General features: G+C 75.0%; 17 protein-coding genes. 4 read left to right on the top strand and 13 right to left on the bottom strand.

Annotation, left to right across the window (positions count from 1 at the left end; genetic code table 11):
- The first annotated feature begins 14 nt into the window (after positions 1–14).
- Positions 15–836 carry a DUF1028 domain-containing protein gene (locus tag ACI78U_RS20230; RefSeq protein WP_456877187.1) on the top strand — a complete coding sequence of 274 codons (822 nt, stop codon included), beginning with the start codon at positions 15–17 and terminating at the stop codon, positions 834–836.
- Positions 837–844: 8 nt separating this feature from the next.
- Here the strand turns inward: ACI78U_RS20230 and ACI78U_RS20225 are convergent, their stop codons facing one another.
- Together ACI78U_RS20225 and ACI78U_RS20220 are read right to left on the bottom strand one after the other, a co-directional pair.
- The gene (locus ACI78U_RS20225; protein ID WP_456877186.1) at positions 845–1843 is read right to left on the bottom strand and encodes a decaprenyl-phosphate phosphoribosyltransferase; all 999 of its coding nucleotides are present in this window, start codon (positions 1841–1843) and stop codon (positions 845–847) included.
- Positions 1844–1973: 130 nt separating this feature from the next.
- The gene (locus ACI78U_RS20220; RefSeq protein WP_456877185.1) at positions 1974–5114 is read right to left on the bottom strand and encodes an arabinosyltransferase domain-containing protein; all 3141 of its coding nucleotides are present in this window, start codon (positions 5112–5114) and stop codon (positions 1974–1976) included.
- Between the two features lie 105 nt (positions 5115–5219).
- Between ACI78U_RS20220 and ACI78U_RS20215 the strand changes: the two genes are divergently transcribed.
- Together ACI78U_RS20215 and ACI78U_RS20210 are read left to right on the top strand one after the other, a co-directional pair.
- A complete protein-coding gene (locus ACI78U_RS20215) occupies positions 5220–6518 on the top strand; it encodes a hypothetical protein (RefSeq protein ID WP_456877184.1) in 1299 nt (432 codons plus the stop codon).
- Positions 6515–7648, top strand: coding sequence for a glycosyltransferase family 4 protein (locus ACI78U_RS20210; RefSeq protein WP_456877183.1), 1134 nt, complete (start codon positions 6515–6517; stop codon positions 7646–7648). The genes ACI78U_RS20215 and ACI78U_RS20210 overlap by 4 nt, the downstream gene beginning before the upstream one ends.
- A 109-nt stretch (positions 7649–7757) precedes the next feature.
- Here the strand turns inward: ACI78U_RS20210 and ACI78U_RS20205 are convergent, their stop codons facing one another.
- The 8 genes from ACI78U_RS20205 to ACI78U_RS20170 form a co-directional block, all read right to left on the bottom strand.
- Positions 7758–9023, bottom strand: coding sequence for an NAD(P)/FAD-dependent oxidoreductase (locus ACI78U_RS20205; protein WP_456877182.1), 1266 nt, complete (start codon positions 9021–9023; stop codon positions 7758–7760).
- On the bottom strand, positions 9020–9439 hold the full coding sequence (locus ACI78U_RS20200) for a GtrA family protein (RefSeq protein WP_456877181.1): 420 nt from the start codon (positions 9437–9439) through the stop codon (positions 9020–9022). The genes ACI78U_RS20205 and ACI78U_RS20200 overlap by 4 nt, the downstream gene beginning before the upstream one ends.
- Positions 9399–10439, bottom strand: a complete 1041-nt coding sequence (locus ACI78U_RS20195) for a glycosyltransferase family 2 protein (RefSeq protein WP_456877180.1) — start codon at positions 10437–10439, stop codon at positions 9399–9401. The genes ACI78U_RS20200 and ACI78U_RS20195 overlap by 41 nt, the downstream gene beginning before the upstream one ends.
- Positions 10440–10576: 137 nt before the next feature.
- Positions 10577–13606: an arabinosyltransferase domain-containing protein gene (locus tag ACI78U_RS20190; RefSeq protein ID WP_456877179.1), complete on the bottom strand. Its 3030-nt coding sequence runs from the start codon at positions 13604–13606 to the stop codon at positions 10577–10579.
- A 591-nt stretch (positions 13607–14197) separates the two neighbouring features.
- Entirely contained in the window at positions 14198–16555 is a 2358-nt protein-coding gene (locus tag ACI78U_RS20185) for a heavy metal translocating P-type ATPase (RefSeq protein WP_456877178.1), read from the bottom strand.
- A gap of 49 nt (positions 16556–16604) precedes the next feature.
- Entirely contained in the window at positions 16605–17609 is a 1005-nt protein-coding gene (locus ACI78U_RS20180) for a hypothetical protein (protein WP_456877177.1), read from the bottom strand.
- A gap of 14 nt (positions 17610–17623) precedes the next feature.
- Positions 17624–17905, bottom strand: a complete 282-nt coding sequence (locus ACI78U_RS20175) for a metal-sensitive transcriptional regulator (protein ID WP_456877176.1) — start codon at positions 17903–17905, stop codon at positions 17624–17626.
- A 47-nt stretch (positions 17906–17952) separates the two neighbouring features.
- Complete coding sequence (locus ACI78U_RS20170) at positions 17953–18162, bottom strand: heavy-metal-associated domain-containing protein (RefSeq protein ID WP_456877175.1); 210 nt, start codon at positions 18160–18162, stop codon at positions 17953–17955.
- A gap of 153 nt (positions 18163–18315) precedes the next feature.
- Between ACI78U_RS20170 and ACI78U_RS20165 the strand changes: the two genes are divergently transcribed.
- The gene (locus ACI78U_RS20165) at positions 18316–20985 is read left to right on the top strand and encodes an ATP-binding protein (RefSeq protein WP_456877174.1); all 2670 of its coding nucleotides are present in this window, start codon (positions 18316–18318) and stop codon (positions 20983–20985) included.
- A gap of 69 nt (positions 20986–21054) precedes the next feature.
- On the opposite strand, the gene ACI78U_RS20160 is transcribed toward ACI78U_RS20165, so the two are convergent.
- Genes ACI78U_RS20160 through ACI78U_RS20150 form a run of 3 tightly spaced genes read right to left on the bottom strand, consistent with a single transcriptional unit; the run spans position 21055 to position 25191 of the window.
- Positions 21055–22419, bottom strand: a complete 1365-nt coding sequence (locus tag ACI78U_RS20160; protein WP_456877173.1) for a DJ-1/PfpI family protein — start codon at positions 22417–22419, stop codon at positions 21055–21057.
- 28 nt (positions 22420–22447) lie between these two features.
- On the bottom strand, positions 22448–23566 hold the full coding sequence (locus tag ACI78U_RS20155) for a flavin-containing monooxygenase (protein ID WP_456877172.1): 1119 nt from the start codon (positions 23564–23566) through the stop codon (positions 22448–22450).
- A complete protein-coding gene (locus ACI78U_RS20150) occupies positions 23563–25191 on the bottom strand; it encodes a multicopper oxidase domain-containing protein (protein WP_456877171.1) in 1629 nt (542 codons plus the stop codon). The genes ACI78U_RS20155 and ACI78U_RS20150 overlap by 4 nt, the downstream gene beginning before the upstream one ends.
- Between the last annotated feature and the right edge of the window lie 376 nt (positions 25192–25567).

Raw genomic sequence — 25567 nt, 5'->3', positions numbered from 1 at the left:
CCCGCCCGCCCCCGGTGACGTTCTCGGTCGTCGCCCGCGACCCGGTCACCGGGGAGATGGGCATCGCCGTCTCCTCCTGCATCCTCGCCGTCGGCCGCGCCGTGCCCGGCGTCCGGCCCGGCGTCGGCGTCGTCGCGGTGCAGGCGCGCAGCCCGCGCGGCCTCGGCCAGGTGCTGCTCGGCGGCCTGGCCGAGGGCACGGCGCCGGAGGTGCTGGTGCGCCGGGCCGCGCACGCCGCCGAGGACGTGGACCGGCAGATCGCCGTGCTCGCGCCCGACGGCGCCGTCGCCGCCGACACCGGGCCCGGCTCGTTCCCGGTCAGCGGCCACCTGGTCGGCGACGGGTGGAGCGTGCAGGGCAACATGCTCGCCTCGCCGGAGGTGCTGCCGGCGATGGCCGCGGCCTACCAGGCCGACGAGGGCGGGCTGGCCGACCGGTTGCTGGCCGCGCTCACCGCCGGCCAGGACGCCGGCGGCGACCTGCGGGGGCGGCAGTCGGCGGCGCTGCTGGTGGTGAGCGGGGAGCCGGCGTCGGAGGAGGACGACGGCGTGCGGATGGACCTGCGGGTCGACGACTCCGGTGACCCGGTGGCCCAGCTGCGGATGCTGCGCAACCTCCAACGGGCCTACGACGAGCGCGACTACGAGACCCTGGCGCTGTTCGCCCCCGAGGGTGCCCGCGACCTCTACGCCGCGCTGGCCGCCTCCCGCCGGGGCGACCGGGCGGCCGCCCGCGCGGCCCTCGCCGCGATGCGGCGGCGGCCGGGCTGGTCGGCGTGGCTGGCCTCGATGGCCGGTGACTCGCGACTGACCGCGGTCTCCCGCCTGCTCGACTGATCGCCGGGTCAGCCGGTGAGGACGCCGAGGCAGACGGTCACGGCCCAGACGACGCCGAGCAGCAGCAGCCCGCGGTCGCGGAGCACGACCTCCTCCGGAGCACCGGTGCTACCCCGGTCGACGTCGACGGCGTAGCGCAGCAGCGCCAGGACGAACGGGGCGACGGAGATGGTGGTCCAGGGGATGCTGCTGTCGCTGCGCATCTCGAAGGCCCACAGGCCGTAGGTCGTGCAGGCCACGCCGGCCGACAGGCTCCAGACGAACCGCAGATAGCTCGCGGAGTACTCGCGCAGGCTGCGCCGGGTGTCCGACCGCTCCCCCACCGCCAGCAGCTCGGCGTAGCGCTTGCCCGCGACCATGAACAGCGCACCGAAGGCCGACACCAGGATGAACCACTGGGACAGGGCGATGCCGGCGGCGGCGCCCCCGGCCACCCCGCGCAGGACGAAGCCGGACGCGACACAGGCGAGGTCGACCACCGGCTGGTCCTTGAGCGCGAGGCTGTAGGCCAGGGAGATGGCCACGTAGGCGCCCAGCACCGCGGTCAGTGCCGGCCGGGCGAGCACCGCCGCCGTTCCCAGCGCAGCCGTCAGCAGGACGACGCCCGCGACGACGGCGACCCGGACGGGGACCACGCCGCGGGCCACCGCACGGTGGCGCTTGACGGGGTGTCGTCGGTCGGCCTCGGCGTCGCGGACGTCGTTGAGCAGGTACAGGCCGCTCGCGGCGGCGCAGAAGAGCGCGAAGGCCAGCACGGTGGCGGCCAGGACGTCGAGCCGGAACACCGTGCCCGAGGCCAGCGGCGCGGCGAAGACCAGCAGGTTCTTGACCCACTGCCGCGGCCGCATGGTCCGGCCCAGGCCGGCCGCGATGCTCCGGGCCGTCCGCGTGACCACCGCCGCCTGCGGCGAGGCTCCGCCGCCCGCCTCGCGGACGTCCGCGGCGAGGTTGCGGGTGAAGGAGACCCCGGACGCGTGCTGCACCAGCCGGTGGTCCTCGACGTCCATCCGACCTCCCCCGGCAGTGCCGGTGCGTACCGGGCGGCCCGCGCGGCCGTCCTCGGGGCGGGACATGCACCGCGAGCCTCCCCGGGAAAGCGCGGGCGGGCAATCCCCTCGTCGCCGCGGGACGGACCGGTCAGTCCGCGGCGGGGCCGGCCCAGCCCGGCCGGGTGACCCGGGAACGCTCCAGACCGTAGGCCTGACGGGGGTAGGGCGCCTGGAAGCGCAGGACCTGCACCTGGCGGACCTCGGGCGTCCCGCGCAGCGCGACACCGAGCTCGGTGACCGACGAGGTGCGCTCGACCGGGGCGAACAGACCACCGCGGGACAGCCGCCAGGTGTTGTCGGCCAGTCCGTCGGTGTCCCCGTCCGGCCGCCACACGATGCCGTGCGCGGCCGGCTCGGTGATGCCCGAGCGCACGACCGGCTGCCGCTGGCACGGGAAGAGGAAGGAGATCTGCCAGGCCACGGCCACCGGGTCGCCGGGCGGGAGGTACCCGGTCAGCCCCACCCACGGCGCCAGCGCCGGACCGGTGAACGCCAGCCAGCCGCCGCGGCCGAGACTGCGGTCCTCGGCGACCAGCCGGAGCAGCCCGGCACCGTCGGCACGGCCGCCTCCGACGTCCAGGACGAACGTGCGCCAGCGCGGGGAGTCCAGCAGGTCGGTGAGCTCCTGGGTGCGCACCACCCGGGGCTGCCCGTCTCCGGCCGGCACCGCGTACTCCACGCGCAGCGCGTTCCCGCCGCCGAGCCGGCCGGCGGCCAGCACGGCCGCCACGTCGCCCTCGGCGAGGGTGGGCAGCGGGAACCACGGCGTGACCTGGGTGCCGGTCGTGTCCTCGCGGTCGGGGTCGGTCAGGCTGCCCCAGGCCAGTGAGGCGATCCCCTGCCCCGGCTCGGGCGGTGGCGGCCCCGGCGGGAACCAGCCCCCGCCCTCGACGAAGTCGCTGCCGCCCTCCGAGGGCGGGCCCCCGGGGACGGGCTGCACCGGCCGGGCAGCGGTGACGTCCAGGACGTCGATGCCCTCGGCGGCGCCGCAGTCGCCGGCGAGGGGGTCGGTGAGCGCGGCGGCCCCCGGCGACCAGGTGTCCAGCGTGCGGAGGCTCGCGAGCGCGAACCCGCCGACCAGGTACCCGACCGAGGTGAGCAGCAGGACCAGCGCCAGGGCCGGCACGGTGACCGCCCACGGCGACCCGACCCGCCGGCCGGACCGCCGCAGCAGCACGGCCCCGGCCAGCAGCGCGACGGCGACCACCCCCCAGGTGAGCGGGCTGCCCAGCACCACCGGGCCGACCGACGGCGACTCGCCGGCGTTGGGCAGCCCCGGCAGCCACGTGTAGGGCCAGCTGTTGGGTCCGCGCATCGCCAGGGCGGCGACGACGACCGCCGAGCCGACGGCGAGCACCGGCACCGCCGGGGAGGCCGGGCGGTCCCGGGTCACGGCGCGGACGAGGCCGGGGACGGCCACGAGGAACAACGCGAGGAACAGCGGCCCCAGCCCGGACAGCGCCCCGAAGTGGTGCGACCACTTGCTCGGGGTGAACCACAGCAGCAGGAGGGCGGCGCCCAGCGAGCCGCCGGACAGCAGCAGCGTGGGCGGCACCCGGACGTCCCGGGCGCGCGCGGCGGCGAGCAGGACGGCGAACCACAGCAGGGCGGCGATCCCGGCCAACACCGCCGTCCGCCGGGCGTAGGAGCCCATCGGGACCTCGTCGAGCAGGAAGGCGTAGCGCCGCCACTCGTCGTACCAGGAGTCCTGCCGCTGGATGGACAGGAAGATCTCCTGGCCGCGGCGGAAGTCGTTGAGCGAGCCGTCGGCGAAGGCCGCGAGGACGGCGAAGGCCCCGGGCGCGCAGACCAGCAGCGTGCGGCCGGCCACCTCCGCCCGCCCGTACCCACGCGCCAGGAGCGGGACCAGCCGTGGCAGGGCCGCCACCAGCGGCGCGAGGGCGACGAAGCCGGTCGGGTGGCAGGCCACCGCCAGCGCCGCCGTCCCGACGGCGAGGCCCAGCGGCAGCAGCCGGCCGGTGCGCAGGGCCGCGGCGACCGCCGCCAGCGTGGCCAGGGCGAGCACGCCGACCACCGCCTCGGGCCGCACGCCCACGCCATAGGGCAGCCACCAGGCGAGGAATGCCGCGGCGAGCAGCAGCCGGGCCGCGACCGGGCCCCAGGCGCGTGCGGCCACGGCTGCCGGCAGGGCACCGGGGTGGGCGAGCAGCCGCCGTAGGAGGACCCAGGTCAGCAGGCCCGCAACGAGGGACGGCAGGCGCAGCACCACCGGCGCGTCCGAGACCTCCTGCCACCAGCCCAGCAGCCGGTAGGACCAGGTGAACGGTGTGAACGACTGGTTGAGCAGCTGGTAGTAGTTGCCGACGAAACCGCTCTCCTGGGCGTTGCGGGCCATCGCGGCGTAGTAGCCGTCGTCGTCGGACGTCGGCGCGAGGAACAGCCAGAGCACCGCCGTCACGACGACGGCGAGGTCCACCGCGACGCCGGCCCAGCGGGCCGCACGCGCGGGAGGACCGGCGCGCGGCTCCTCGGCCGGCCCCTGCTCGCCCCGCCCGGGCGACGGGCCGCGGCGCCGGTCGGCCGCCCGCAGCGCGAGCAGTGCGACGACGGCGGCCACCAGCACCAGCGTGACGAGGATCTGCTTGGCCGGCGCCGGGGTGGTGTCGAACTGGTCGTCGACGGTGAGGGTGACCCGCAGGTCGCCGTCGGGGAGCGTGGCGAGGCCGGTGGCGAGGACGTCGACGTCGGGCGGCAGCGCCCCGCCCTCCGGCGGGTCGGCCTCCGCCAGCCGGTCGCCGTCCCGCTCCACCGTCAGCCCATCGGCACCACCGGCCACCCGGTAGGTGCAGTCCCCGGGCCGGACGGGCTCGTCGAGCAGCACGTCACCGCGGTGGAGCACCCGCAGCCGGCCCTCGGCCGAGGTCACCAGCAGGCCGTCGGTCCGGGCCGCGGGGTGCTCCGGGACGATGGTGGAGAACACGACGCCGCCGGGGACATCGGCGGCGGCCCGCACCGCGGCGCAGCCGAAGCCGACCTCCAGCGCCAGCGGCTTCTGGCTGGTCAGCTCGAGCATCGTCGACTGCGGCCGGGTCGGGTCCTGCGGCCAGGTCACGGTCGGCGTGCTCATCCGGACCGGGGCCAGCGGCAGCAGGACGGCCCCGAGGACGGCGACCAGCGCGGCCAGGACCCCCACGCGCGAGGGACCACGGCGCCGGGGTGGCGGCTCCTCCGACACGGGGACCGGCCGCTCCTGTGCGACGAGGTCCACGCCGCCTCCCGTCCGTCGACTGCTGCTCGCGGTCAGTCAACACCCGAGGCCCCGGTCGCGTCGCCCTCTCGCGCCCCGGCCTCCCCGGACCGCTAGCGTCGGCGCGTGCCAGCGCCCGGACGGGACCCGACCCCGGCCCGCGCCGGGCGGCGCGGGCTCCTGCCGTCGTTGAGCTGGGTGGCGCTGTGCGTCGTCGCCTCCGGCGTCCTCGTCTACGTCTACCTGGCGCTGGTGGCGCGGGCCCTGCCGGCCGGGGAGTACGCCGGGTTCGGCACCTTCTGGTCGCTGTCGCTGCTGGTCGGCTTCGGTCTGTTCCTGCCGCTGGAGACCGAGACGGCCCGGCTGGTGCACCTCGGGCCGGGTCACGGGCCACCGCGCGGGACGCTGCGGGCGGCCGCCGTGCTGATGCTGACCGGCCTGGTCGCCATCGCCGCGGCAGCGCCGGTGCTGCTGCCGGTGCTGGGTTCGCCTGGCCTGGTCGCCGCCCTCGCGGCGGTCTGCGTCGTGTCCGCCGGGCAGTTCGTGCTGCGCGGGTTGCTGGTCGGCACCGGCGGCTACGGGCGGTACGGCGGGGTGATGCTGGTCGACGCGGTGCTGCGGGTGCTCGCCGCCGGGCTCGTCGTGCTGTTCGCCTCGCCGGCCGGCACGGCGGCCCTCGGGTGGACGCTGGTGGTGGCGCTGACACTGGCGCACCTGCCGTTGCTGGCGTGGCAGCTGCGGCGCCGTGGGCCGCGCACCCACGACGGGCCGCGCCTGCTGCCGGGGGCCCTGGCGCACCTGCTGGCCGGCACGCTGTGCGCCCAGGCGTTGCTGAACGCCGCGCCGGTCCTGGTGACCGCCGGCTCCGCCGAGCGCACGGCGGCGGCCGCCTTCGTCGCGGCCTTCACCCTCGTGCGGCTGCCGCTGTTCGTGGCGGTCCCGCTGCAGGGGGCCCTGCTGCCCGCGCTGGTCGACGCCACCTCGGCGCCGGCCGCCACCCGGGTGCGGCTGGTGCGTCGGCTGCTGGCCGCGGTCGCCGGACTGGCCGGCGCGGCGGCGGTCGCGGGCGCCCTGGCGGGCCCGCCGGTGGTGGCGTTGGTCTTCGGCGCGCGCTACGACCCTGCGGCGGCCGACGTGGCGGTCCTGGCCGCGGGCAGCGTCGTCCACCTGGCGCTGCTCGTGGCCGCCCAGGCCGTCGTGGCCGCCGGGCGGCACCGCGACAGCGCGCTGGCGTGGGCAGCAGGGCTGACCGTGGCCGCTGTCGTCGCGCTGACCGTCCCGGGCGCCACCGCGGCGGCGGGGTGGGCGTTCACGGCCGGGTCGGGGGTGGCACTGGCCTGGTGCATCGTGGTGCTGTCCCGCGGGAGGGCGCGGGCCGGTGCGGCCGCCGCCGTGCGGGCCGGGTCGACGGGAGGGGTGCGGTGAGCGACCGGCTGGACCTGGTGGTGGCGCTGGACTACTACGCGCCCTACGTCAGCGGGCTGACCAACGTGGCGCGTGACGTCGCCGAGGGACTGGCCGCCAGGGGCCACCGGGTGACGGTGGTCACCAGCCGGCACGACCCGGCACTGCCCGCCTCCGAGGTCCTCGCCGGCGTCACGGTGGAGCGCGCCCCGGTCGTCGTTCGCCTGGGCAGGGGCGTGGTCGCCCCCTCCCTGGTCGCTCGGATCCGTCGGGCCGCCCGCTCTGCGGCGGTGACGAACCTGCACCTGCCCATGCCCGAGGCGGCCCTGCTGGCCGGCCGGCTGGCCTCCCCCGTCGTCACGACCTACCACTGCGACGTCAGCCTGCCGGCCGGCGCCGTCAACCGCGTGCAGACCGCCGTGGTGGACACAGCCAGCCGCCGGGCGCTGACCCGGGCCGACGCGGTCGTGGTGACCAGCGACGACTACGCCCGGTCCAGCCGGCTGTGGCCGGCCATGGCCGGGCGGACGACGGTCATCCCGCCTCCGTGCCACGAGCGGCGCGCCGGTCGGCCGCGGTTCCGCGAGACGACGGGCACTCACGTGGGCTTCGTGGGCCGCATCGTCGAGGAGAAGGGCCTGGAGTACCTGGTCCGAGCGTTCCGGGCGCTCGAGGACCCCGACGCCCGGTTGCTCATCGGCGGCGGCTTCGACGACGTGGCGGGCGGCTCGGTCGTCGCCCGGGTCCGGGCGGCGATCGGCGACGACGCCCGGGTGCGTCTGCTCGGTTTCGTCCCGGAAGAGGACCTGGCCGACCTGTACGCCTCACTCGACGTGTTCGCGTTGCCGTCGGTCAACGCGTTCGAGGCGTTCGGCATCGTCCAGGTCGAGGCGATGCTGGCCGGCGTCCCGGTCCTCGCCAGCGACCTGCCCGGGGTGCGGGTGCCGGTGCAGGAGACCGGGTTCGGCACCGTCGTGGCCCCGCGTGACGTCCCCGGGATCACGGCCGGACTGCGGCGGCTGGCCGCCTCGCCCCTCGACCGCACGCGGGGCCGGGAGGCTGCCCGCGCCCGCTACTCGCTGCCGGCCGTGCTCGATGCGCACGAGGAGTTGTTCACCTGCCTCGCCGGCCGCGTCACCGGAGGCTCCTGACCGGTCAGCCCGGTGGCAGGGCAACCGCGGGCATCCCGTGGCGCGAGACGCCACGGCGGCCCGCCCCGGGAGGGGACGGGCCGCCGTGGGACGCCGACGGGCGGACCGGTCAGCGGAAGTAGCGCTGCACCACCTCGCGCGCCATCTGCACCGCGTAGCTCTGCCCGCGGTCCTGCGGGTAGATCTGCGACATGGTGGCGAGCACGACGCCCGGCATCGAGGTCTCGTGCGGGGGGATCGACGCCCGGTAGTCAGGGGTGACGACCGGCTGGGCGAACCCGGCCCGGGAGAAGTGCCAGTCCTTGACCCACGAGAGCTCGAAGTCGGGGTTGAGGCGCTTGAGCCACGGCTCGTAGCGCTCGAGCAGCTCCGCCGGGTCGGTCGTGTAGCGCCAGTCGTCCCGCGGGACGTAGTTGCCGACGTAGAGGACGTGCCGGCCGCCGTACTGCGACGACGGCACCATGTTCGTGTGCTCGACGACCGCCAGGAAGGGGAACGACGGGTCGTTCACGTTGAGCCAGTAGTACGGGATGACGCTGCGGTCGCACTCGAGAACGAAGCAGGTCGCGCCGAGGTACTCCGCGCGCTGCAGGACGTCGTCGGCCGCGGCGCCGGTCGCCTCGGCGAACGCCGGCTGGGGCACGGTGACGAGCACCTTGTCGTACTCGTACAGGGCGCCGTCCTGCGTACGGACCTCGACCGGCCCGGCCGGGTCGGGCTGGCGGATCGAGGTGAGGCGCTTGCCGGTCTCGATCTTCCCGCCGCGCTCCTCGACCGCCTGCAGCAGCGCCGTGTAGACCTGGTGGAAACCGCCGTCCATGTAGCCGAGCTTGAACGTGCGGAAGTGGATGCGGGCCCAGAGCCACGCCATCGAGATCTCCGGCGCCCGCGAGCCGAACTTGCCGGCCAGCAGCGGCTCCCAGATGACCTCGGCGGCCCGGCGGCCCGCCCAGCGCCGCACCCAGGCCAACGCGCGCCGGTCGTTGAGGCGCTCGCCGTTGCGGATGAGCTTGAGCGCTGCCGACGACGCCCCGAACCGCACCCGGTCGAGCACCGACAGGGGCGCGAACTTGAGCATCTCCACCGGCGTGGAGAAGTCGTGCAGGGCGTCGTCGTGGAAGATGCCGGTCGTCGTCGAGTGGAACCTCAGCTTCGACCCGAGCCCGAGCTCCTCGACGAGGGAGATCATCGCCTTGTCGGACTCGAAGATGTGGTGGTAGAAGCGCTCGACCGGGGTGCCCTGCACGAGGATCGAGCCGGCCAGGCCGCCGATCTCGTCGGCACCCTCGAGGAGGGTGACGTCGTGACCGTCCTTGACGAGGTCATACGCGGCGGTCAGCCCCGTGGCGCCCGCGCCGATGATGCCGATCTTCACGAGAAGCTCCATTTCTTGTTCAGGAAGAACTGAGAGACCGCGACGACCGGCATGGACGCGATCTTGACGATGTTGGCGTCCACCCCCAGCCAGGAGTGGAAGACCAGGAGCAGCACCGCCACGAGGCCGATGCCGAGCAGTCCGACCGAGTAGAAGCGCGCGAAGCGGCGCAGCATCCCGTCGCGCTTGCGGAAGTTCAGGTAACTGTTGAGCAGGAAGTTGTTGGTGATCCCGGCCGACGTGCTGACCGCGGTCGCGACCTGCTCGTGGAGGCCGAGGACGTTGTAGAGGACCAGGAACAGGACCAGGTCGAGCAGGACGCCCGAGACGCCGATCAGCTGGTAGAGGACGAAGCTCCGGTAGCGACCCCAGAGCTCACGCGCGGTCCCCGCGGACCTGCTCTCCGTCATGGTCATGTCCCACCACCTTCTGCACCATGTAGAGCGGGCGTCCCTGGACCTCGGTGTAGATGCGGCCCACGTAGGAGCCGATCACGCCCAGCGACAGCATCTGCACGCCGCCCAGGAACAGGACCATGATCATGAGGAGGGTCCAGCCGGGGACCGACACGTCGGGGAAGAAGAGGCGCAGCCCCAGGGCGTAGAGGATCCCCAGCAGGGCGAGCACCACCGTGACGACGCCGAGCCGGGTGATCATCTTGAGCGGGACCGTGGAGAAGCTGGTCACGCCGTCGGCAGCGAGACGCAGCATCTTCGACATGGGGTAGTTCGTCTGGCCGGAGGTCCGCTCGTCCCGGTCGAAGGGGACGGCGGTCTGCTTGAACCCGAGGGAGGCCACCAGCCCGCGCACGAAGCGGTTGCGCTCGCGGTGCGCCCGCAGCAGGTCGGTGGTCGCCCGGTCCATGAGCCGGAAGTCGCCCGTGTCCACCGGGATCTCGATGTCGGCGAAACGGTGCAGCAGCCGGTAGTAGGCATGCGCGGTGAACCGCTTCATCGGCGTGTCCTTGCGGGTGCGCCGCTGCGCGTAGACGATCTGCGCGCCGGACTCCCACGCCGAGATGAGCTTCATGCTGACCTCGGGCGGGTCCTGCAGGTCGGTGTCCATGACGATGACGGCGTCACCGTGGGCGTGGTCGAGCCCGGCGGTGATGGCCATCTGGTGCCCGAAGTTGCGCGACAGGTCGACGACCTTGACGAGGTCGCAGGACGCCGCGATCTGCTCGAGGATCCCGAGCGACCCGTCGCGGGATCCGTCGTTCACGTAGACGAACTCGAAGTCCAGGTCCGGTCGCGTCCGCGAGGCCGCCAGGAGCCGGTCGTGGAAGGCCCGGATGCCGTCCGCCTCGTTGTAGACGGGGAGCACGTAGGAGACCAGTCGTCGCTGCTGCGGCTCCAGCTCCGGTACCGGGAGCAGGCGCTCGGCGGTGTGGTCGGGTTCGAGGGCAGGGGTCGCCATGGCGGCCTTTCGTTGTGTTCGGTGTCGTCGGACAGGGCCGGTCGTCGGGTTCCCCACGGGGGGACGAGTGGCCGGAGCGGGTCAGCGGTCGCACCTCCGGGCGGGGATCCGGCTGTGGGCCGCACGCAGGGCGCAGGTCATCGGTCCTCCTGCCAGCCCCAGAGGGTGACCTGGTCGGTCGCCCGGTCGTACAGGTCGCGCCCCATGGGGTAGTCGAGGACGATCACCCGACCCCAGTCCTCCTGGGGAGCACCGTCGATCCGGCTGGGTATCTCCCGCGCATCGGCGAGGGACACCCCGGCGAAGCTGCCTCCTTGGCCCGGGAGATAGGCGATGGCAGCGAGGCCGGCATAGCCACTGGGGGCACCGAGGATGACGCCGGGCGTCTGCGCGAGGCCGTCCGACACCACCGGCACATCCTGCACGCAGGGCACGTGCCAGGACAGCGGCCAGTCCGGCAGCACCGGCCCCCTGACGGCGAGGAAGCTCCCCAGGCTCTCGGTCGTGCGCACCCGCGGGCCGGTGACGGCCAGCCAGCCCCCGACATCGGTGGACGCGTCGGTCGCGAGCACCCGCACACGATCCGCGCCGTCCGGGACGTCGGTCGCGGGGACGGCGAGGGGGCGCCAGGAGGGCTGGTCGGCCGCTCCGTCCCCGATGGCCCGCCGGGCCAGCGTCGTGACGTCGGACCCGCCATCGTCGGCGCGGCCGAACTCGAGCTCCAGGGTGTTGCTGCCCCCGGTCCGCCCGGACGCGGTCACGGCCACGTCCTGGCCGTCGGTCAGCTCGGGCACGGTGAACCACCGGCTGACCAGCGTGCCGGTGTTGAGCTCGCCACCCTCCAGGCTGCCCCAGGACCAGGTCGCCGCGCCCGTGCCCGGGGCATCCGGCGGCGGGGACGCCGGGAGGTAGCCGCCGCCGCTCACGAAGCCGTCGGAGGACTCGCCGTCGGTGGGTACGTCGCCTGCAGCCGCCGGAAGCGGTCCGGCGGGGTCGTCGAGCAGGACGTCGACCTCCTCGGTGATCCCGCAGCTCGAACCGGTCAGGCTCTCCAGGTTCGTCGCGGCGAGCGAGTAGCTTCCTGCCTCCGCCTGGCGCAGCGGCGCCACCGTGAACCCGACGAGCAGCACGGCGACCGACGCGGCGAGCGCTGCCGCCACGACCGCCGCCGGCGCACCGACCACCACGGACACGTCGCTGCCACCCGTCCGCCGGGACCACAGCCGGTGGGCGGCAGCCGTCACGACGGCCGCGAGGACCAGCCACGTCCCGGGGTTGCCGAGCGGGACGCCCAAGGGGCTGACCGGGACATCACGCCACGGCACACCCAGGTTGGAGTACAGGAACCACGTGTTGGCACCCGAGAAGGACAGTGCGGTGAACAGCGCCAGGACACCGGTGCCGGCGAGAGCGGTCACCACCGTGACCCGGTCCCGTGACCGGGCACGGACGACCTGCACCAGTATCAGGCAGGCCATGGTGAGGAACGAGGCGCCGAGTCCCGCGAGCGAGCCGAAGTGGTGCGACCACTTCGACGGCGTGATGAACAGGAGCGCAAAGCACAGGGCCATCGAGGCCGTGAGGACGTGGGCCTCGGGGAACTGACGCAGCACGCGCAACCGGCGGGTGAGGAGCGGGACGACCACCAGCAGCATCCCGATGGTCAGGAGCACTGCCAGCCTCTTGGTGGCCGTGCCCTGGCCTCCACCGCCGAGCAGGAACGAGTACCGCGTGGCCTCCTCGTACCACTCCAGGCTGGGCCCGATCGCCGTGTGCAGCTCGGTGGCCTTCGCGACACCGTGCCAGGACTGGTCGGCGAACATCACCACCAGGCCGCTGCTGGCCAGGCAGGCGAGCAGCGCTGCCACACCCGCCGTCGTCCACCACGAGGCGCGCGACGCGTCGTCGAGGCCCCGCACCGTCCGCCAGATGCGCGGGAGGAGCACGAGCACCGGCGCGAGGGCCATGACGCCCGACGGCGTGACGGAAAGTGACACGCCGGCCACCAGCGCGGCCGTACCGATGTACAGCAGCGGGCGGCGGGCCGTGGGGGCGGTCCCCCGCAGCAGGAGCGCCAGCACGCTCACCGCTCCCAGTGCCACCCACGGCTCGGGTCGCACCCCGGTGTTGAACGGCAGCCACCAGGCCAGGAAACCCAGTCCCGCGAGCACCGACGCGAGGCGGCCGCGGACCGACTGCGGGAGCACCGTCCCGAGCACGCCGCGACTGACTACGAACCAGGTCAGGATCCCGGCCACGTAGCTCGGCAACCGCAACCACAGCGGCGCGGTCGAGATGGCCGCCAGTGGCTGGACGACGTGCTGCACGAGCGTGAACGGGGCCTCGGAGGCGTTGAACCAGTGGTAGTAGTTCCCGATGTCCCCGCTGTCCAGGCCGTTCCTGATCGTCATCGAGGCGTAACCGTCGTCATCGGTGTTGGGCGCGATGACGATCCACACCGAGAGGACGGCCATCACGGTGGCGTCCCAGGCCAGGCGGAACCTGCGGCCGGGGCGGCGCCCGGCCGCAGGTACCCCTCCACGGCGCCGGGGCCGGACACCCCACCGGGACAGCAGGAGCAGCGACAGTCCGATCAGGAGGACGTGCGCACCGATCATCGCCGTCTTGACACCGCTGGGGGTGCTCTCGAACCACGTGCGGGTGCGGGCGGTGACCGTCGTCCCCTCGGCCTGCTCGGGCTGGAGGTCGGTGGTGAAGGCGAACACCTCCGGCACCGGTTCGCCGGCGAGCACCGTGGGGGCACCGGATCCGACGGCGACGCTGAGAGCGGTGTCGTCCGCGTCGATCCGGACGCCGCAGTCCGTCCCGGCCGGCGACGTCGTCTGGACGACGCGCCCGTTGGCCGTCACCCGCAGCCGTCCGGACTCGGTGTCGACGACGAGGCCGGTGGCCAGACCCCGGTCGCGGACGAGCGTCGTCGCGAGCACCGTCGTGCGCTCTCCGACCGCCAGAGCGGCCTGCACTGCGCCGCAGGAGACCTCGGCGTGCAACTCGGCGGGACGGTAGGGCACGAACATCGCCGTGGTGGAGACCGGCTCCTGCCCCTGCGACGGCCAGGTCACCACGGTCCGGTCGGCCACGACCGGTGCCAAGGGCAACGCCACGGCCAGCAGGACGCCGAGCAGGCCGGCCACCAGTGCCGCCACCGAGCGCAGCCGGCGCTGAGGAGCCGAGACCGACGGGGCAGGGGCCGGCGCATCCGGCAGTAGCGTCGTCGACACGTGGCGCCTCTCGATTGCCCGGGGCGTCTGCGCCGCAACGAGCTCGGTGGTGCAGTGACCAGTGGGAGCGCGGTCGGGCGAGGACGGGTCTTCGGTCGATCCGTCGGTACGGACGCAGGAGCACTCCCTGTGTCATCAGCGTAACCCAGCCGTTCGCCACCCCGGGGACGGCAGAGGTCAGCAGATGCGATTGTGCGGCAGGTCGCGGAAGTGACAGGTGGTGCACTCTGAGCGCTCTGTGGAGATGTCCCGTCCGCCCGCGGGATGTCGAGACGCCCACCTGCGGCATGCGCGAGCTCGCGGCATCGCCGCCGGACCGTGCCGGGGGTCCACGCCCGTGCGCGGGACCGCAACGCCCTGGGCACGGTCCTCGACGCCCATGTGGAGCTGTTCACCGAGCTGAACGCAGCAGCGAACGGGCGGTGACCACCTGCTGGACCAGGTCGGCGCCCCCGGGGAACCGGGTGGTCGACGACCTGCCCGCCACTCACCCCCCGGCGGGGCCGGCGCCGCCGCTCAGCGGGCCGCGGTGGCCTGCCGGGATGCGTGGGCGGCGTGGGCGGCGGCGCCGGTCGCCGGGTCCGGGTGCCCACCGGCCGCGGTCGCCCCGCTGGTGGAGCGGAACCGGCGCAGCCGCAGGCTGTTGGAGACGACGAACACCGAGGAGAACGCCATCGCCGCACCGGCGAGCATGGGGTTGAGCAGGCCGGCGGCCGCGAGCGGCAGCGCGGCGACGTTGTAGGCGAAGGCCCAGAACAGGTTCTGCCGGATGGTGGTCAGCGTCCGCCGGGACAGCCGGATGGCGTCGGCGGCGGCCCGCAGGTCACCGCGGACCAGGGTGAGGTCGCCGGCCTCGATGGCGACGTCGGTGCCGGTGCCCATCGCCAGCCCGAGGTCGGCCTGGGCCAGCGCCGGGGCGTCGTTGACGCCGTCGCCGACCATCGCCACGACCCGGCCCTGCTCCTGCAGCCGCATGACGACGTCGACCTTGTCCGCGGGCAGCACCTCGGCGACGACCTCGTCGATGCCGACCGCCGCGGCGACCGAGCGGGCCACGGTCTCGTTGTCGCCGGTCAGCAGGACCGGCGTCAGGCCCAGGTCGCGCAACTGCCGGACGGCCTCGGCGGAGGTCTCCTTGACGGCGTCGGCGACGACGAGGATGCCGCGGGCGGCGCCGTCCCAGCCGACCGCGACCGCGGTCCTGCCCTCGGCCTCGGCAGCGGCCCGCGCGCGCTCCAGCTCGGCGCCGAGGGGCTGGGACCACTCGGCGAGCAGCCGGGGGCGCCCGACGAGCACCGCGTGCCCGTCGACGATGCCCTGCACGCCGAGGCCCTCGATGTTGGTGAAGCCCTCCACGGCCGGCAGGTCGCCGACGGCCTCGGCGGCGCCGGTGGCGACGGCCCGGGCGACGGGGTGCTCGGAGGCGTCCTCCAGGGCGCCGGCCAGCCGCAGCACCTGCCGGCGGTCCTCGCCCGGGGCGGCGACGACGTCGAGCAAGCTCATCCGCCCGGTGGTGACCGTGCCGGTCTTGTCCAGGACGACGGTGTCGACCCGCCGGGTGTCCTCCAGCACCTCGGGGCCCTTGATGAGGATGCCGAGCTGGGCGCCGCGGCCGGTGCCGACCATCAGGGCGGTCGGCGTGGCCAGCCCGAGGGCGCACGGGCAGGCGATGATCAAGACGGCGACCGCGGCGGTGAACGCGGCCGCCAGCCCACCGCCGGCGCCCAGCCAGAAGCCGAGGGTGCCGACGGCCAGGGCGATGACGACCGGCACGAAGACGCCCGAGACGCGGTCGGCGAGGCGCTGCACCTCGGCCTTGCCGTTCTGCGCGTCCTCGACCAGGCGGGCCATCTGCGCGAGCTGGGTGTCGGCGCCGATGCGGGTGGCCCGCACGACTAGCCGGCCGCCGGCGTTGACGGTGGCGCCGACCACGGCGTCGCCGGGGCCGACCTCCACCGGCACGGACTCGCCGGTGAGCATCGAGGCGTCCACGGCCGAGGAGCCCTCGGTGACCACGCCGTCGGTGGCGATCTTCTCGCCGGGACGGACCACGAACAGGTCACCGACAGCCAGCCGGTCGACCGGGATGCGCTGCTCGCGCCCGCCGCGCAGGACCGAGACCTCCTTCGCGCCGAGCTCGAGCAGGGCGCGCAGCGCGGCGCCGGCGCGGCGCTTGGAGCGGGCCTCGACGTAGCGCCCGGCGAGGATGAACGTGGTCACCCCGGCGGCGGCCTCGAGGTAGATGTTCCCCGACCCGTCGGTGCGGGCGACGGTGAGCTCGAACGGGTGCGTCATGCCCGGCTCGCCGGCCGTGCCCCAGAAGAGCGCGTACAGCGACCAGGCCAGCGCGGCGAGGGTGCCCATCGAGACGAGCGTGTCCATCGTGGACGTGCCGTGGCGCAGGTTGGTCCACGCGGCCCGGTGGAACGGCCACGCACCCCAGACGACCACCGGCGCGGCCAGGGTCAGCGACAGCCACTGCCAGTTGGTGAACTGCAGCGCCGGGACCATCGCCATCGCGATGACCGGGACGGTCAGGACGGCGGAGACCAGGAGCCGCTGCCGCAGCCCGCGGACGGGGTCGTCGGCCTCGGCGGCCGCCGGCTGCCCGGCCGCCGGGGGCTCGGGCAGGTGCGCGGTGTAGCCGGTCTTCTCCACCGTCGCGATCAGCTCGTCGGGGGTGACGTCGCCGGTGAAGCTGACCCTCGCCTTCTCGGTGGCGTAGTTGACCGTGGCGGTGACGCCGTCGAGCCGGTTGAGCTTCTTCTCGATGCGCGTCGCGCAGGAGGCGCAGGTCATCCCGCCGATCGCCAGCTCGACCTGGCCGCCGTCGGCGGCGGCCGGTGGGGTCGTGCGCTCGGTCGCGGAGCTCATCGTCTTCTTCCTCCGGGACTGCTGGGGGTGGGCCGGGGGGTGCGTGGCCTCAGCCGTGGCCGTGGCCGTCGTCGGCGTGGCCGTCGTCGGCGTGGCCGTCGTCGGCGGCGGGGCCCGGGGTCGCCGTGCCGCCGCCGGCCGCCGTCTCCCCGGCGCGCACGGTGAACTCGGCGGTGCGCACGACGTCGCCGTGCTTGAAGTCCAGGAACAGCCGGTAGTCCCCGGCCGAGGGTGCGGTGGCGGAGAAGGTGATGCCGGGCCCCGGCCGTGTGGTGCCGTCGCCGGGCTCGCCGGCCGGGTGCACGTGCAGGTAGGCCAGGTCGCCGTCGCGGAGGGCGACCAGGTGCCCGTAGGCGGCCAGGTAGGGCTGCAGGTCGGTGACCGGCTGCCCGTCCCGGCTGACCGACAGGGTCAGCTCCGACTCCCGTCCCGGGACCAGCCGGCCGTCGAGGGTGACGGTGTACCCGTCGACCTCGGCCGTGGTCGACGGCTCGGGCAGCGGCTGCGGGACGTGGTCGCCGGCGACGGCGACGTCGGTGCCCAGGACGAGCGCGGGGTCCTCGCCGGCGGGGTCGAAGTCGGCGAACAGCCGCCAGGTGCCGGCGGTCAGCTCGAGCGGGATCGACCAGGTGCCGTCGGCGGACAGCTCCGGGTGCACGTGCTGGTAGCCGGTCAGGTCCCGGCGCACCGCGATCAGGTGCAGGTCCTCGTCGTGGGCGGGGTCGTAGGCGGTCACCGGCTGCCCGTCGGGACCGAGGACGCGGAAGGACACCGGGGTGGCCGCGCCGGCCGGCAGGGCGCCCGCGGCGTCGAGGGTGTAACCGCTCTCGGAGACCTGCAGGCCACCGGGCGCGTGGTCGCCGGCGGCGGGTGCCGCTGCACCGGGGTCCGGCGCGGACTCCGCGTGGGTCCCGCCGTGGGGAGCGGCCTCGTGGCCGGCCGCGTCGTCGGCGGCCGCGCCGACGGGGCCGACCAGCTGGCCGAGGCCGGCGGCCGCACCGAAGACGGCGACCAACCCGAGCGTGTAGGCGCCGAGCCGGGCGGGGGTGTTCACGGCACGTCCTCCGGTCAGGAGCGGACGAGGCGGGCGATCGCCTCGGAGGCCTCGCGGACCTTCGCGTCGGCCTCCGGGCCGCCCTTCTGCGCGGCGTCGACCACGCAGCCGGCCAGGTGCTCGTCGAGCAGGCCGAGGGAGAACGACTGCAGGGCGCGCGTCGCCGCCGACACCTGGGTCAGGATGTCGATGCAGTACTTGTCGTCCTCGACCATGCGCTGCAGCCCGCGGATCTGGCCCTCGATGCGGCGCAGCCGCTTGAGGTGCTCGTCCTTCGCATGGGTGTAGCCGGCCATGTCTGTCGGTCTCCTCGTCGGGTGGGACGGATCGGGTGGGTCGCCGGTCAGCCGGGGACGACCTCGTAGCCGGCCTCGTCGACGGCGGCGGCCACCGCGTCGTCGGACACCGGCCGGTCGGCCTCGACGGTGACCCGGCCGGCGGCCAGGTCGACCTGCACGCCGGTCACCCCGGGGATCCTCGAGACCTCGTCGGTCACCGCGCTGGCGCAGTGGCTGCAGGTCATGCCCCGGACGGCGTAGTCGGTGGTGCTCACGGTCGCTCTCCTCTCGTACCGGTACCCCCTAGTGGTACCTAGTACAGGGTATACCCCCGCCCGGTACCTCTCGCAAGTGCCGGCACGCCGGACGGGACCGGCGGCCGTCGGGCGTACCGGGTGAGCTGGTCCGCCGGCCACGCGGACGCCACGATGACCAGCGGGCCGGCCACCGGTGCCGGCGAGGCGGTGAGCACGGAGATGACGGCGACCGACATCCCCCCGCGGGACCCCGGGGAGGTCATCCGGACACCGGATCAGCGGATCCGGGTCTTCGTCAGCTCCACCCTGGGTGAGCTGGCCGAGGAGCGGCGTGCGGTGCGGGGCGCGATCGAGCGGCTGCACCTGGCGCCGGTGATGTTCGAGCTCGGAGCCCGTCCGCACCCGCCGCGGGACCTGTACCGCGCCTACCTCCGCCAGTCACACGTGTTCGTCGGCATCTACTTCCAGCGCTACGGCTGGGTGGCCCCCGGTGAGGAGGTCTCCGGGCTCGAGGACGAGTTCCGGCTCAGCGACGGGATGCCGCGCCTGCTGTACCTCAAGCGACCTGCGGAGGCGGTGGAGCCGCGTCTCCAGGCCATGCTCGACGAGGTCAGCGAGCACGGCAGCGCCTCGTACCGGCACTTCACCGACGCCGCCGAGCTCGCCGGGCTGCTCGAGGACGACCTCGCCGCGCTGCTGAGCGAGCGGTTCATGACCCCGGCCCCCGCCGCTGCGGCGCCCCCGGACGGCCGGCGGGCCCGACCCTCCGCGGCGCCGGTGCCCCTGACGGCGACGGTGGGCCGTGACCGGGACGTCGCCGCCGTCTCCGAGCTGCTCGGCGGGGAGGCGCGGCTGGTGACGGTCACCGGCCCGGGCGGGGTGGGCAAGACCCGCCTCGCCCTCGAGGTGGCCCGCGTGGTGGACGAGCGTTTCCCCGACGGCGTCGCGTTCGTACCGCTGGAGGACGTCCCGGTCGCCGACCTCGTCCTGCCGACGCTCGCCGGGGCGCTCGGCGTGCCCGAGGCCGGCAGCCGACCGCTCCTCGACCGGCTCGTCGACGACCTGCGCGGCCGGCAGCTGCTGGTGGCACTCGACAACATGGAGCACCTGCGGACCGCCGGCCCGGCCCTGGCCGCGCTGCTCGGCCGCTGCCCGTGGCTGGCGCTGCTGGTCACCAGCCGGCAGGCGCTGCGGCTGCGCGGCGAACGGGAGTACCCGCTCTCGCCGTTGCCGGTCCCGGCCGACGACGAGCCGGTCGGCGCCGCGCCGGCCGTGCAGCTGTTCGTCCAGCGGGCGGCCGACGTCCACCCCGGCTTCGCACTCACCGAGGACAACCGGGCCGCGATCGCCGGGATCGTGCGGTTGCTCGACGGCCTGCCGCTGGCCATCGAGCTGGCCGCGGCCCGCGCCCGGCTGTTCTCCCCCGTCGCGCTCGCCGACCGGCTGACGCAGCGGCTGGACGTGCTCGGCGGGGGCCCGGACGACCTGCCGGCCCGGCAGCGCACCCTGAGGGCGACCCTGGACTGGAGCTGCCGACTGCTCTCCCCGGCCGAGCAGGCGCTGTTCGCGCGGCTGAGCGTGTTCGCCGGCAGCGCGACGCTCCCGGCGGTCGAGGCGGTGTGCGGTGACGACGCCGTGCCGGACGTGGTCGGCGGGGTGTCCTCGCTGCTGGAGAAGAACCTGCTGGTCGCCGACGTCACCGACGACCCGCGGGTGGGCATGCTGCACGTCGTCCGCGCCTACGCCGCCGACCTGCTCCAGGAGCGCGACGAGACCGAGCGGTTCGGCGAGCGGCACGCCCGCTGGTTCGCCGAGCTCGTCGAGCCCGCCGACGTCCTCACGCACAACGACGCGCCCAGGTCGTGGCCGCTGCTGGCGCGCGAGGCCGACAACCTCCTCGCCGCCGCTCGCTGGGCCGCGGGCCGCGGCGCGGTCGACGTGGTCACCGCACTGGCCCGCCGGCTGTGGCCGTGGCTGATCTACGGCGGTCGGGTCGGCGAGCTGCGCGACGTCGCCCCGGCGGCAACCGACACGGCAGGCGGCGATCCGGCGAGCCGGGAGCAGGCCTTCCTGCACAGCGTCGCGGTCTGCTACGCGCAGACCCAGACCGGGGACCACGCCGCCGCGCTGGCCACGGCCGAGCAGGCCCTGCGCCTCGCAGGGGACACCTCGGACCGGGAGACCGCGCTGCTCGCGACCGCGGTGCGGCTGCTCCGCGGCGCGCTGCGGCTGTCCCTGGGGCGGACCGCCGGTGTCGCCGACGACCTGGAGACCGCCCTGGCCACCGCTCGGCGCGAGGACAACGCCTGGCTGCTCGGGCACGCCACCCTGCACCACGGTGTCTGGCGGGCCCTCACCGGGGATCCCGCCGGGGCGCGCGCCGACCTCGACGAGGCCGCCGCCGTCGCCACCGCGATGGGCCACGACGTCCTCCTCGCGCAGGCGGTCGGGCACCTGGCCGTCCTCGACCTGCTCGCCGGTCACCTGGACGAGTCCGTGGCGCGCCTGCGCCGGCAGATCGAGCACCTGCGGCGGGCCGGCAACCTCGAGGGACTGGCCACTGCCCTGGACACCACGGCGGCGCTGGCAGCCCGGCAGCAACACTGGGAGACCGCGGCCCGGGCCGCTGCTGCCGCGGAGGCGCTGCGCGGCCGTGTCGGGCTACCCGCCCGGCCGATGACCCGGGACCTGCACGAGGCCGCGGTCGCCGCGACGCTGCGGCGCCTCGGCGACCGCGAGCCCGAGATCCGGGCCTCGGCGAGCGCCACCGACCCCTGGGTGCTGGTCGACGACGCGCTGCGCCGCCTCACGACCGACCCCGGACCCCCGCGCAGCGGCTGACTCCTCCCCCTCGGCCGCTGTCGGACGGTCACGACGGGCGGCGCCCGTCGGGTGCCCGGGTCGCGCGTGTCAGCGTCCGGCCCGGGTGAGTCGCCGAGGCCGGGCGGTGACGACCGGGGCGGTCAGCCCGATGGCGCCGCGCAGCGCACGGGGGAAGCGCGGGATGCGGGCGTAGTCGATGCCGCCCCAGGGCGGTTGCGGGTCGTAGTCGACGGCCCGTTGCACGCGGCGGGCGGTGGCCTCGTCGGTCAGGCGGGCGGCGAGGTGCAGCGCCATGTCGATGCCTGCGGAGACCCCGGCGGACGTGATCAGGTCGCCGTCCTCCACCCACCTGCGCTGGTGGTACGTCGCGCCCAGACCCTCGAGGACGCCGGAGTAGAACCAGTTGGTCGTGGCGTCGCGACCCTCCAGCAGCCCGACCGCGCCGAGGACCAGCGAGCCGGTGCACACCGAGGTGACCAGCTCGGCCGAGGCGGCGGCGGACCGCACGTAGTCGCGGACCAGCGGGTCGCTCATCGCGCGGATGGTGGGCACCGCGCCGCCGGGCACGAGCACGATCGCCGGGTGCGGGACCTCCTCGAACGTCCGGTCGGGGACCATCGGCACACCCACGTCGGTGGGCACCGGCTCCCTGCGGGCCCACACGGCCACGGTCCGGTGGCCCGGTGCGAACCGCCGCAGGGCCGTGAGCACCTGCAGCGGGCCGACCAGGTCCAGCACGGTCAGCCCGGGGTACAGCACGACGGCGATGAGCCGCTCGTCCTGCGCCGGTCGGTCGTCGGGAGCGTTCCCGGGGTCCCGCAGCGCCCGGCCGAGCTCGTCGTCGGCAGGCTCCGGCCCGACGCGGCCGAACGGCGGCTGCGGGTCGTACTCGCTGAACAGCTGGCCCAGGCGGGCGGTGGCCCGACCGCGCAGCCGGGCCAGGAGGGGCAGGGCCATGTCGATGCCGGCCGTACCACCGGCGGCGGTGTGCAGCCGGCCGTCGACCCGCCAGCGCTCGGTCGCGGGGATCGCACCCAACCGCTCCAGCGGCTCCCGGTAGGCCCAGTGGGTGGCCGCCCGCCGGCCGCGCAGCAGGTCGGCCGCGGCGAGCACGAGAGCTCCGTTGCCGGTGGCACCGACCACGTCCGCCCCGGCGGCGGCCGAGCGGACGTAGGACAGCAGCGCCTCGTCCTGCACCGCGGTGAGGGTGCTCGCGCCGCCTCCGGGCACGATCACGGCCCAGGGGTCGGGGACGTCGGCGAACGTGGCGGCGGGCAGCAGCCGGAGCGGCGTGTCGGTGACCAGCGGCTCGGTCCGCTCGCCGACCACGACCGTGCGGTACCGCGTGCCTCCGATACCGGGTGTCTTGAGCACGGTGAGCGGGCCGACGAGGTCCAGCGGCGTCACCCCGGGGTGGACCGGGAACGCGATGACCTTCTCGGTGCCGGGCACGGTGGTCTCCTCTCGGTGCGAGGCGCGGTCAGTCCGGGACGGGGCGCCGAGCCGCCCGCGCCTCGGGCGCACCGCGCGGTCCGGGCACCTGGACGCTGCTCCTCTCGGCGGCCGCGTCGACCAGGTGGGCGGCGTCGTCGGCGACGAAGCCCAGCAGCGCCGAGCCGCGGGTGTGCTGCCAGGACAGGCCGAGGAAGGACAGCCCGGGGACGTCGGTGATCCCGCGGGTGTGGACGACGCGGCCGTCGCGCAGCACGCCCGGGACGTCGATCCACGAGTGGTCGGACCGGTAGCCGGTCGCCCAGACCACGACGCCGACCTCCCGACCGGTGCCGTCGGCGAACCGCACGGTGCGGCCGGCGGCGTCCACCAGCCGCGGCCGGAGACGGACCCCCACCCGCTGCAGGCGCCGCCGGCCGGTGCCGATGAGGAACTCGCCGCGGGACCGCATCCGGCGGCCGAGCCGGGAGCCGGCGGTCACCCGCAACAGCCGCAGCCGGGTCAGCCACCAGAACAGGTCGCGGCCGAGCAGCCGCTGCGGCAGCGCCGGGTAGGCCGAGCCGACCGACAGCTCCACCGGCCGGGTCGCGGCGAGCTCCTCGGCGATCTGGAAGCCCGAGTTGCCCCCGCCGACGACCAGCACGGACCCCTCGGGCAGCGCCTCGGGGCCGCGGTACCCGGAGCTGTGCACCTGGGTGACCGACTCGTCCAGCCCGGCGGCCAGCGGCGGGACGAACGGGGTCTGGAACGGTCCGGTGGCCACGATGACCTGCCGGGCGGTGTACGCCCGGTCGGCGGCGCTGAGCTCGAAGCCGGTGTCGGTGCGCTGCAGGCCGGTGACCCGCGTGTCCAGCTGCACCGGCAGGTCGAAGGTGGCGGCGTAGTCGCGCAGGTAGTCGGCGACCGCCTCCTTGCCCGGGTAGGTACCGGTCGGCGCCGGGAACCGGAGGCCGGGCAGGGCGTCGTGCTCGGCCGGGGTGAACAGCCGCAGCGAGTCCCACCGCGTGCGCCAGGTGTGCCCGAGCTCCGGCGCGGCCTCCAGGACCAGGAACCGCAGCCCCCGCTCGCGCAGGTGCCAGGCGGCGGCCAGGCCGGCCTGCCCGCCGCCCACCACGACGACGTCGTACGGCTCGGCCGGGGCGGTCACGACGTCGCCGCCCGGTCGACGGTGAAGCTGAACATCATCCCGGCGTGCATGTGCTCGGCGATGTGGCAGTGCGCCATCCACAGGCCGGGGTTGGTGACGTCGAGCAGGACGTCGACGGTCTGTCCGGTCGGGATGAGCACGGTGTCCTTCCACACCAGGTTGGGCTCGGGCACGCCGTCCCGGGCGAGGACGAGGAACCGACCGGCGCCGTGGATGTGGAACGGGTGGTGCATCGGGTGGTCGGAGTCCATCTCGTTGACCAGCCGGATCTTGACCCGCTGTCCGGCGGTGAACCGCCAGTCGACGGGGAGACCGTCGCGGCCGGCGGTGCGGTCGAGCAGCTTCCAGCGCATCGTCTCGGCGGTGGTGGCCCGGTTCGTCTCGGCCATCTCGTCCTCCCACTCGATCCCGTCGGAGGTGGCGGGACCGTCGTGGTGGTGGGCGTGCGGGGAGACGGCGTCGTGGCCCGTGTCGTGGCCGACGGCTGCGCCGGCCGCAGTCGTCGCCATCAGCTTCATGCCGCACGTCGGGCACCGCCCGGGCTGTTCGCTGACCACCTCGGGGTGCATCGGGCAGGCGTAGGTCACCGGGCCGGCCGCCGAAGTCGCGCCCGGGTCGTCCATCTCCGCGACGATGGCGACGGTCTCGTCCGGCGGCGCGGCCAGCCACGCGCCGAGCCGCTCCCGCTCGGCGGCCAGCTCCGGTGCGGTGCGCAGCGCCTCGAACTGCTCGGCCAGCGGCGGCTCGGCGACCTCGTCGCTGACCGTGATCGTCGCCAGCCGGTGGGTCCGGTTCGGGGTGCGGTGCTCCAACGCGAACTCGCCCGGCCGGTCGAACAGCACGTCGACGACGGCCCGCTCCGACGGGGCCAGCACCACGTCGGCGACGAACTGCTCGTGCTCCACGCGGCCGCTGTCCCCGCCGACGAGCTTCACCCGGGCTCCGGGCACGCCGATCCGGAAGACGCGGCTGTTGGCCGTGTCGACCAACCACAACCGGACGACCTCACCGGTCCTCGCGGTGAACGCCGGGGCGGTCTCGCCGCCGGTGAGCATCAGGTTGCCGTAGCGGCCCATCGCCGCGTAGTTGGTCTCGGTGCGGCTGAACGGGGCGATCACACCGTCCTCGAGCAGCAGGTCGTCGAGGGTGAGCACCACGTCGCGGTGCGCCGGTGGCCAGTAGTCCGGCTCGGTCGGCTCGACCAGGATGCAGCCGTAGAGACCCAACTCCTGGGTGACGTCCTCGCGGACGTGCGGGTGGTACCAGTACAGCCCCGGGTCGGGGAACTGGATGCGGTAGGTGAACTCCCCGCCCGGCGGGATGGGCGCCTGGGTCTCGTGCGGCACCCCGTCGAAGCGGTTCTCCAGGCGCAACCCGTGCCAGTGCACCGTGGTGTCCAGGTCGGTGCCGTTGCTGACGTGCACGACGACCTCCGAGCCCTGCCGCACCTCCAGCGTGGGGCCGGGGATCGAGCCGTTGTAGCCGAGCATCCGCACCGTGGTGTCGCCCAGCCGCTTCGCGACCGGAGCAGGGCGCAGGCGCAGTTCGTCGCCGGGGCCCAGCACGAGCACCTCGGGCCGCGTGGCCTCCGGCAGGTCGGTGGTGTCGGTGGAGAAGGTGTCCACGGGAGGTCCTCCGGTGGGTGGGTTGCGGGTCCTCGGCCACGGCGGGCCGGGGCGGTGAGGCGGAGCCCGCCCCGGGACACGGGCGCACCGGGCACGCGGTCCCCGCGACGGCGCGACGTCGTCGAGAGCTCGGTGCTCATGGCGCCTCCCGGGCGGGCTCCCAGTCCAGCCCCCTCGGGGTGACCTGTCCAGACGCCTCCGCACGGCGGGCGCTCCTCGGCGGTCGCCCGGTCCGGTCCGCGGCCGCACACGACAGCGGGGGGGGGGGGGGGGGGGGGGGGGGGGGGGGGGGGGGGGGGGGGGGGGGGGGGGGGGGGGGGGGGGGGGGGGGGGGGGGGGGGGGGTGGGGGGGGGGGTGTTTTAGTTGGTGGTGGTT

The sequence above is a fragment of the Geodermatophilus sp. SYSU D00710 genome (assembly GCF_054050195.1).
Note: the sequence above shows the minus strand (reverse complement) of the source record. Positions and strands in the feature narration are given on the sequence as shown.